Genomic DNA, 10,467 nt, shown 5'->3' on the forward strand with positions numbered 1-10,467 from the left:
ATTAGATTTGTTTTTGAAACTCCTGTTCATCTGAGCAGGAGTTTTTTTATGGAATAAAGTGAGATGTTTTTTTTAGCCACTGATTAAAGGATTAAAAAGATTTTTTATAAACAGGAGATTTTAAATTACGTATGGTTCTAATTTGGTCAAAGTTGTATATCTTGAAAGACACATTTAATTTATATTTTTTCAGGAGCTAATCCCGCTATCCGTTCCAATCTTTTCCTGGCTAAAGAAGCCAGAAAAAGGATTTCCACTTCTATCGGGGCTAGGGCACTCATTTTCATAAGAATATTTTGGTTTAGTTTGTCATTTCACAGAAGAAATCACATGTGTTCAAAGTTGATCTGCGCATTTTTGTCATTTCAACAGAAGGGAGAAATCACACACGAAACTCGACAAAGATTGTTGATTTTCGTTGTCGAGTTTCGTGTGTGATCCTTCCTGCGTCAGGATGACAAGATTGTGGTGAATATTCATTGTCGAGCTACTTGCGGAGATTTTTCGTTCCTCGAAATAACAAACTTTGGCGCTATTTCTTAAAATCTTAACTTATCGTATTTCAACATAGCCCGTGGTTTCAACCACGGGAAACGTATCAAAATAACGTATCGAAATAATCAAACACGATAAATATATTGTGTCCCAACAGTTGAAACCATTAAATATCTTTTTCATATCAAGAGTTTTTAAATCTGAATTTAAAATCCCGTTATTTTTCTTCATTAAAATAATTTCAAAAAAATAATTAATAAAAGAATGTTCATTCATTTATTATTTTATCTTTGCCAAAAAAAAGCATGAGAATTCGGGATATTGACAAAGAGAAGCTGGTCATTACAACTGCAATTGATCAAATCGTAAGCGACGGATTTCAGGGATTCAGCATGAATAAACTGGCAAAAGCCTGTTCCATTTCTGTTGGAACCTTATACATTTATTATAAAGACAAAGATGATTTAATACAAAAAATAGGTGCTGTTACGGCACTTAAATTTTTTACCAGTACGGTAAAAAACTTTTCGCCTCAAATGTCGTTTGAAGAAGGATTATGGAAGCAATGGGAAAACCGCGCGGCATTTACCATGAAATACCCCAAGGAAGTTGCTTTTTTTGAAATCGTCAAACATTCGCCTCACTCAGAAATTATTCTGGATTCTATTAAAGAGTTTGCAGATTTTAGAATGATTATGAAAGAGTTCATAGATAACGGACTACGTAATAAAGAACTGGTTCCTATGACATTTGAAGCTTTTTGGTCTGTCGCCTACGGACCTTTATACACGCTGTTGAACTTGCATACTGAGGGTAAGAGTATGGGAGGAAAGCCATTTAAGCTTACCAATGAAATTATGAAAGAAGCTTTTAGCCGAACCATAAAAGCTTTAAAACCATGAAAAATTATGGAAACTGATTTAAATACCATACACGTTTTTAAAACAAATATTGCCACTGTAGATCCGGCTTGCCAGCTGCGTAAAACGCTCGACGAGCATCAGGACATACAGCAATGGAGTATCGATCACGAAGATGTCGATTGTGTACTTCGCGTTGTTTCTTCGGTACTAAAACCCGAAACAATCATTGGTATGATCAACGAATTTGGTCATGAATGCCAGGAATTAAACTAATAAAAAATAACAAGTTTATATGGAAAAAACATCAGGGGACAGCCCCACTTTTACTTTTAACCAAAAAATCATTATCGCCATTCTGGCCCTTTTGCAGTTTACTGTAATTCTTGATTTTATGGTCATTTCTCCGCTGGGAGATATCTTAATGAAAACACTCGACATGACCACTTCAAACTTTGGTTTTGCCGTTTCTGCTTACGCATTTAGTGCCGGAATTTCGGGATTATTAGCAGCAGGTTTTGCAGACAAATTCGACCGAAAAAAATTATTGATTTTCTTTTATACAGGATTCATTATTGGTACCGTTTTCTGCGCACTTTCATCGAGTTACATGATGTTGCTTATGGCAAGAATCGTTACCGGACTTTTTGGCGGTGTAATTGGTTCAGTATCTTTAGCCATCGTAACCGATTTATTTGTCATTCACCAAAGAGGCCGTGTGATGGGTTTTATACAAATGGCTTTTGCTACCAGTCAGATTTTAGGAATTCCGGTTGGTTTGTATTTTGCCAACAATTGGGGATGGCATTCGGCCTTTATCATGATTGCCGTTTTAGGCGTCCTGATTCTGATTGCGATTATCACCCAAATGCAGCCCATTGTCAAACACCTTGAAGTACAATCAGATAAGAGTCCGTTTTTGCACCTTTGGCATACGCTAAGCAACAAACAATATCAGATAGGTTTTGCTTCTATTGCCTTTCTTTCGGTTGGAGGATTTATGTTACAGCCTTTCGGAAGTGCTTTTTTGGTCAATAATATTAAAATTAGCCATTTAGAATTGCCAATGGTATTTTTCTTTACCGGACTTTCAGTTCTTTTTATCATGCCTTTGGTCGGAAAGTTAAGTGATAAAATAAGCAAGTTTAAATTGTTTGCAGCGGGTTCTATACTTTCGATCATTATGATTTTAATTTATACAAACCTAAATCCTATTCCGCTATGGGAAATCGTAGTGATCAATATGATTTTGTTTATGGGAATCATGAGCCGAATGATTCCTGCTACAACGCTAAATACTGCTATTCCAGGATTAGAAGATCGTGGTGCCTATATGTCGATATCATCCTCCTTACAGCAAATTGCAGGCGGAATTGCAGCAGTTTGTGCGGGATATATTGTGCATCAGAAAACAAAAACTGCTCCGCTTGAAAACTATGATATTTTAGGATACGTAATTGCGATTATTACACTTTGTTCCATATTTTTTATTTGGAGAGTGAATCAGTTAGTAAAATCGAAAGATGCTGCTGCGAAAGAAGTAAAGATCTAAACGAGTTTTTCGTTTGAGAATAAGAAAGCTTGTCTGTTGAAGACAAGCTTTTTTTGGGATTAATTTGTTTTGAATGGCCCGCGGATTGTACGGATCAAACGGATTTACGCGGAATTTATTCGCAATCTTGTTATTTCGACGGAGGAGAAATCACTAGAAATTAGCCAAAGAAAATCGAGAATCTTTGTAGAGCTTCTTACGTGTCCTTCGACTTCGCTCAGGATGACAATATTGAGTTATAAAATGAGAATAAATCTCCTAAAAAAATAAATCCAAAAAATAAAAAAATCCGTTTTAAATCCGCGTTTGCGCTTTAGCGAATCCGTGTCATCTGCGTTCATAGACAAAGAATTTCACGAATAAAAGAATTTTAAATTCCAATAAAAAAAATCCCAAATTCCAATAAAGAAACTTGAGATTTTAGCTTTTTTTAAATTTGGAATTTGGGACTTCAAAAATTGGAATTTTCTAATTCTGTTCCTCAATCACAGATTTATTCAGCTTAATAACTCTAATCTTTTTATTGGTGTTATCCGATAAAAAGATACGATCGTTAAGTTGTGCAACACCTACAATGCTTCCAAAAGGATTTTGTCCTAAAACATCAGTAGCATTTACGCTTGCCGTGTAGTTACGAGCCATAAAATCTGCTTTAGGATAAAGTCTTAAATAATTGATGTTTCCGTTATTTTCAGACGTAACAGCCCAGTCACTGGTAAAACTTACGGCAATTGGTTTAGTTACCATAGTCGACGTTACCGGTTTTATAGGTTCAGTAAGTGAGCTTGCCGCATTGGCTCTGATGCCTGCAATATTGTAATACAAATAACTTTTTGCATCTCTTCCGGCAACGACTAAATTTTCGCCTTCAACATCAAGTGAATACACCTGGTCAAAACCGTTTAAAGTATTCAGTTTCGCGATAGGTTTTAAATTCCAATCGCTGGTTTCTGTAATTTGAGAAGTTTCAAAAACTTTAATCGAGGTTTCTTTTTCTTTCACGAAAACCAATCCGTCTTTTACCACAACGCCAAAAACGTGTACAAAAGTCTGCCACCATTGGCCGTTTCCAACAATGCTGATTCCCGCATTTGTATTTTCGTCCATTACAAAAAGTCTTGACTCACGGCTTCCAATATAAATTCGGCCTTTATCAACAGCAACAGAAGTAATTTCGGTCAACGGAGTAGTGGTAGTTCCTTTTTTATATTCGGTAATGGTTTTGATATGGGCCAAAGTTACCGCGTTAAAAACCTCAAGGACATTTCCATTAGCAACATATAATTTTTCGTTGGCAATGGCGATTCCTTTCGGATCTAAAGTTCCCGTTCCGTCCCCAATTTGAGCCGCCGTTATCGAAGCTTCGTCAGTAGGGTAGAAGTAATTGTAAGTAGTGGGATCATCGCCATTAGAATCTTTGCTGCAATTGGTAAAAAAGCAAAGTAATAGTAGTAAAAACGGTATTTTGTTCATGATAGTTTTGTAGGTTAGTTCCATTTTCCTTCTCCTTTATATTTTACTAAAAATGTATTTTTAGGATTAATAGTAAACACAGGTTTTTTGTAACTACCTGTTAGATAAGTAGTCTTTGTGTATCCTTTTAATACATCCGGATCAGTAAAAGGAAGATCATTTAAATGTATCAGATATTTATAAAACTCTGTTAACATTTCCTGCTGACCACCGCCCTGACCGCTATTGGCCAAATTACTACTATGGTTATAACCCGAATGGTGCGAATATTCGTGTGACCAAACTGACATTTCGCCTTTCCAGTGTCCGGTAACATAACCCGATTCCCATTGCGATGCCAAAGCACCTCCGCCCCAGGCAGAACCTCCGCCAACCATGGCCATATTCAGTGTACGGCTATCAATATAAGTATTATACGCTTGTTCGATTTGAGCTTTTGTCAGATAATCATAAACGCCATCGACATCATCAGCATTTCCGTGCCAGTTTAAGGCTCCATTTATTTCTGTTCCGGCTGTTGCAGCCTGTTCTTTTTTGTAACGGTCAAAATTCATGAATGTATCATAATACAAGGGATGACTAATGGCATACGAGAAATTGATGATCATTGTGATCGCTTCTTTAGCCAAAACAGGATTCATCGGTAAATATTTATTAGGATCATCAGCAGGATTATTAAGGTGGTACTGCGTGCTGAATTGCACTAGTCGATTTGATTTAATTTTCTTGAATTTGGCAAATAAAGGATCTGTAGATTCTACCGAAAATTCGATCGCACCGGAAGAAAATCCGCCAATTTTATCAATCGTAACCGTTTTTCCGTTTTCTAACTGATAGTCGTGTTTGCCTTCAATCAAAGGAAGTTGGTGAAAAGAACGGTGAAAAGCAGGAACTTTAGAAAATTCATAAATTAAAAAGCGCTTGTCGTAGTTGGCTATTTTGGCATAAACTTTTACATCGCTCAGTCCAACCGGAGAATAAAGAGAAACCTGTACAGAATCTTTTCCTTTTTGGATGATCTGCATGGGCTGGTTAACGCGGAAAAAACGATCCTTGTTATCATACATTTTCGACGAGTTTTCATCGTCTTCGAACATGGTCATAGGTCGGTTTTCCTTTGGTAAATTACTAGCGTCAATGCTGGGCAAATAATTGGCTTTGTAATCGTCTCCTTTCGAGTCATCGTCGCTGCAGCCAATAAGTATGCTCGCGAAAATAGCAAAGGGCAAAAAATAAGAAATGGTTTTTCTCATAAGGTTTGTAGGTTAAATTTGGGGTTTATTTTATACAACGCAAAACTATCAATATCATTATTAAAAACAAGAATATTGACAGAAAATTGCTGTTTTAATTTGTTATAAAAGTAGGTTTTTTTAGATTTTCTTATTCTTTTACTTTTTAAGGATTTAGCAAAGCGAAAGATAATTTGTAACTAAAAATTCAACTTTTAAATCTGATCTAAAATGTTTTGATTTTGATTTAAAAGCTGAAAGTTTTTGAGGTAATCAGAATAGTATTTATGAAATAATGGTACTGTTATTTAAGAAAAGTCAAAGTTTTTATTTCAGATAAATCATCGTTAAATTGTACAAAACTCGCAGGAAAGCCCTGTTTTATTTTTCCAATTTGATCTTCCATACCAATGGCGCTTGCAACGCGTGACGTGGCCATTTTTATTGCTTCATCTGCAGAAACATCTAAATGATTATAAGCATTTTGCACTGCTTCCAGCATAGAGATTGTAGCTCCGGCCAGATTGCCGTCGCTATTTCTGTAAAAACCATTGTCAAGATGCGCGTCAAAATTGTCCCATTTAAAGTTGGCTATTTTTCGGCCTAAAAAGGTAGCATCACTAATCAAAAAGAATTTATCTTGTTTGAGTTTGTATGCCAGTTTTGCTGCAGCATAATCGCAATGTGCGCCGTCAAGAATTACAGGAGCATATACATTTTCATTTTCAAAAGTAGCTCCAACCAAACCTGGTTCACGATGACCAAATTGCGTCATGGCATTAAATAAATGAGTGACAAGTTTTATGCCTTTCGAAAAATAAACCTGCGCTTCTTTATGCGTAATAGTAGAATGTCCTATAGAAATTTGTATATCACTTTCTAACAACATATTTAGTTGTTCGTCTGTAAAACATTCCGGTGCAATTGTGATGACTTTGATTACGCCTTTTCCCAGTCTGATAATTTCTTCAAGTTCCGCATTCGTAGGCTTGCGAACCTGATCAATACTATGTGCGCCACGTTTTAACGGATTCAGAAACGGACCTTCCAAATGCATTGCGATCACGCCATTATCCTGTTTTTGAATGTAATTGCGAACCGCTTCAATTCCTTGAAGAATAGTGTCATGCGATGACGATATCAAACACGGAAGTACATGAGTCGTTCCGTATTTTAAACTTGCATCATAAATATCCTGAATTGTTTCTTCGGTAGGAGTCTGGCTAAAATAGAGTTTTTCTCCACCATTGATTTGAATGTCAATAAAGCCCGCCGCAATATGTTTTCCTTGTAAATCAATTGTTTCAATGTCATTTGGAACCTCTTTTTGAACGGAAAGAATAGTTCCGTTTTCGATAATAATAACTCCGTTAGTAATAATTTCATCACCGGTGTGCACGGTTGTATTGATAATCGCCTGTTTCATTTTTTAATTTATTTCTTTACTGCTATAGTAAAATGGTAGCCACTTATATTTAAAAATAAATTCACTTATTTTATTTAAAAATAAAAGCCCCTTGTATCCATTAAAAAGTAAATTCTGTTTGGATTCTTTTACCAAGGTTCAGATATTTAGATTCTTTTTTTGTTTAGCAATATTAATTTTCACAGTAAAAGTATAATGTTTTATTATTATTTATGTAAAATATTTTTTTTTAAAGAATTAAAGAATTCTATCTAAATGTTCTGAATTCTACAAATTTTGCGTTTCTCTGAAAATTCGTTTGTAATGTTCTTGCAGATGTAGTAGTGGTAATTTTATTATAATTGAAAATCATTCGACTTTTTCTACGCCATTTGATTTTCTATAAACTATAAAGAGGAATTGGCTTGATGCCATTCCTCTTTTATAGTTTCGAGATTATTTAATATGCTAATGAATACCAAAAAGTCATTACCACTACTTTAAATCTCTATTGATTATTGATGTATAAATATCCTGATCTTTCGACTCTTTTTCCATTATCGTCATATTGTAAAGTATAAAAATAAGTACCTGTAGGGAGTTTTTCACCTCGTTGAAAGGTTGCACGTCCATCAGATATGCCTTCGAAAGGATTGGTTACATTGTCATAGCCGTCTTTTCTATAGACAGCGATTCCATATCTGTTAAAAATTTCAACCGTATTATTAGGAAAACAATCAATTCCCCCGATTTTAAAAGTGTCATTGATACCGTCTGCGTTAGGTGAAATTGCATTATAAACCTCAGCAATGCACGATACATTTATGGTTTGTGTGTAAGTATTCTGATTTCCACAATTGTCACTTGCGGTCCATGTTCTTATCAGGCTATATTTACTACTGCAGGATCCATCAACCTTTGTTTCATTGTAATTAACTGTCGTTGTTCCGCAGTTGTCTGTGGCGGTAAGTGGTACAGCAGGCGGAATAGTCGAGCAATCCGCCTCAACTGTTGCTGCTGGTAAAGGTTCAACAAAAACTGGTGGGGTAGTATCTGCTACTGTTACAATCTGAGTGTGTGATGTTTCATTTCCACAAGCATCATTTGCTGTCCAGGTTCTTTGAAGCTGATAGCTGCCTGAGCAATTTCCGTTTATTCTTACTTCATTATAGGTAACGATTGCAGTCGAACAATTATCAGTAGCAGTAAGGGTAACTGCTGCCGGAATTACTGCTGAGCACTCTACAGTTAAATTTGCCGGTAGTCCTTCTGCAAAAACAGGTGGCATTGCGTCTATTACAGTAATTGTTTGCACTAAACGAGTTGATAATCCTCCACAATCCGTTAACGTATAGGTTCTTGTTACGATGTAAGGACTTGCTGTACATCCGGTACCTCCGTTATTAGTATCAAATACTGAAATTGCAATTGTTCCATTACAATTCGATGCTGCATTTGTTATATCGCTTACATTAGCAATTGGAATATCTTCGATACATTGTAAAGAGAGGTTTGCGGGTGCTGTTCCGGTTGGTGCAACGGTGTTATTTATTGTATAGGTATATACCCAATCGTGTGTGTTTCCGGTGCAATCCGTGAAGGTATAAGTGTAAGTTACATCTCCGTTACAAGCAGGTGTTGTGGATATCACTGGCGCAGCTGGCGTTAGTATAGTACCGCAATTATCGGTTACTATGGGAACTGTCGGTGTTACAATCGATGCCGCGCACGCAACTGTAGATCCTTGATTGGCCGGCATTGTAAAATCTGCTCTTTCGATGCTATAGGTATATACCCAATCGTGTGTATTTCCTGTACAATCCGTAAAAGTATAAGTGTAAGTTACATCTCCGTTACAAGCAGGCGTTGTGGATATCAAAGGCGCAGATGGTGTTAGTATAGTACCGCAATTATCCGTTACTACGGGAACTATTGGTATTACAATCGATGCCGCGCAGGCAACTGTTGATCCTTGATTGACCGGCATTGTAAAATCTGCTCTTTCGATGGTATAGGTATATACCCAATTGTGCGTGTTTCCTGTACAATCCGTGAAGGTATAGGTATAAGTTACATCTCCGTTACATGCAGGTGTTGTGGATATCAAAGGTGCAGATGGTGTTAATATGTTACCGCAATTATCCGTTACTATGGGAACTGTCGGTGTTTCAATCGATGCCACGCATGCAACTGTAGATCCTTGATTGGCCGGCATTGTAAAATCTGTTCTTTCGATGGTATAGGTATATACCCAATCGTGTGTATTTCCGGTACAATCGGTGAAGGTATAGGTGTAAGTTACATCTCCATTACACGCAGGTGTTGTGGATATCAAAGGCGCAGATGGCGTTAGTATATTACCGCAATTATCGGTTACTACAGGAACTGTCGGGTTTACAATCGATGCTGAACACGCAACTGTTGATCCCTGATTGGCCGGCATTGTGAAATCTGTTCTTTCAATGGTATAGGTATATATCCAATCATGTGTCTTTCCCGCACAATCGGTGAAAGTATAGGTGTAAGTTACATCTCCGTTACATGCAGGTGTTGTAGATATCACTGGCGCAGATGGCGTTAGTATATTACCGCAATTATCTGTTACTACAGGGATTGTCGGGTTTACAATCGATGCTGCGCACGCAACTGTTGATCCCTGATTGGCCGGCATTGTAAAATCTGCTCTTTCGATGGTATAGGTATATACCCAATCGTGTGTATTTCCGGTACAATCCGTGAAGGTATAAGTGTAAGTTACATCTCCGTTACATGCAGGTGTGGCAGATATTATCGGCGCAGATGGCGTTAGTATAGTACCGCAATTATCAGTTACTGTGGGAACTGTCGGGGTCACAATCGATGCCGCGCATGCAACTGTAGATCCCTGATTGGCCGGCATTGTGAAATCTACTCTTTCGATGGTATAGGTATATACCCAATTGTGCGTGTTTCCTGTACAATCCGTGAAGGTATAAGTGTAAGTTACATCTCCGTTACAAGCAGGTGTTGTGGATATCAAAGGCGCAGATGGCGTTAGTATAGTACCGCAATTATCAGTTACTGTGGGAACTGTCGGGGTCACAATCGATGCCGCGCATGCAACTGTTGATCCCTGATTGGCCGGCATTGTGAAATCTACTCTTTCGATGGTATAGGTATATACCCAATCGTGTGTGTTTCCTGTACAGTCGGTGAAGGTATAAGTGTAAGTTACATCTCCGTTACAAGCAGGTGTTGTGGATATCAAAGGCGCAGATGGGGTTAATGTATTACCGCAATTATCTGTTACTACAGGCACTGTCGGGGTTACATTATAGACACAGCTCACAATTCCAACTACCTTCTTGACAGGCATGTCAACATACACTCTCTCATTTGTAAAGTGATATACTACAGCATGTGTTGTGCCGTGGACGTCTAGACAGATTACAATGTACATTCAAACTCGTT

General features: G+C 37.3%; 7 protein-coding genes. 3 read left to right on the plus strand and 4 right to left on the minus strand.

The annotated features are described in order from the left end of the window. Window positions 1-800: 800 nt before the first annotated feature. Genes FLP_RS21085 through FLP_RS21095 form a run of 3 tightly spaced genes read left to right on the plus strand, consistent with a single transcriptional unit; the run spans window position 801 to window position 2,907 of the window. On the plus strand, window positions 801-1,397 hold the full coding sequence (locus FLP_RS21085; protein WP_065451478.1) for a TetR/AcrR family transcriptional regulator: 597 nt from the start codon (window positions 801-803) through the stop codon (window positions 1,395-1,397). A gap of 6 nt (window positions 1,398-1,403) precedes the next feature. After that, complete coding sequence (locus FLP_RS21090) at window positions 1,404-1,631, plus strand: hypothetical protein (protein WP_065451479.1); 228 nt, start codon at window positions 1,404-1,406, stop codon at window positions 1,629-1,631. A 19-nt stretch (window positions 1,632-1,650) separates the two neighbouring features. Next, window positions 1,651-2,907 carry an MFS transporter gene (locus tag FLP_RS21095; RefSeq protein ID WP_065451480.1) on the plus strand — a complete coding sequence of 419 codons (1,257 nt, stop codon included), beginning with the start codon at window positions 1,651-1,653 and terminating at the stop codon, window positions 2,905-2,907. A 468-nt stretch (window positions 2,908-3,375) separates the two neighbouring features. Here the strand turns inward: FLP_RS21095 and FLP_RS21100 are convergent, their stop codons facing one another. From FLP_RS21100 to FLP_RS21115, 4 genes are all read right to left on the minus strand, one after another. Further along, entirely contained in the window at window positions 3,376-4,380 is a 1,005-nt protein-coding gene (locus tag FLP_RS21100) for a hypothetical protein (RefSeq protein ID WP_244894301.1), read from the minus strand. Between the two features lie 14 nt (window positions 4,381-4,394). Continuing rightward, window positions 4,395-5,633 (minus strand): hypothetical protein, encoded by a 1,239-nt coding sequence (locus FLP_RS21105; protein ID WP_065451482.1) that lies wholly within the window; start codon window positions 5,631-5,633, stop codon window positions 4,395-4,397. Between the two features lie 283 nt (window positions 5,634-5,916). Then, the gene (nagA, locus tag FLP_RS21110; protein WP_065451483.1) at window positions 5,917-7,038 is read right to left on the minus strand and encodes an N-acetylglucosamine-6-phosphate deacetylase; all 1,122 of its coding nucleotides are present in this window, start codon (window positions 7,036-7,038) and stop codon (window positions 5,917-5,919) included. 487 nt (window positions 7,039-7,525) lie between these two features. Continuing rightward, window positions 7,526-10,372: a T9SS type B sorting domain-containing protein gene (locus tag FLP_RS21115; protein ID WP_065451484.1), complete on the minus strand. Its 2,847-nt coding sequence runs from the start codon at window positions 10,370-10,372 to the stop codon at window positions 7,526-7,528. Window positions 10,373-10,467: the final 95 nt, after the last annotated feature.

The sequence above is a fragment of the Flavobacterium piscis genome (assembly GCF_001686925.1).
Lineage (GTDB): Bacteria > Bacteroidota > Bacteroidia > Flavobacteriales > Flavobacteriaceae > Flavobacterium > Flavobacterium piscis.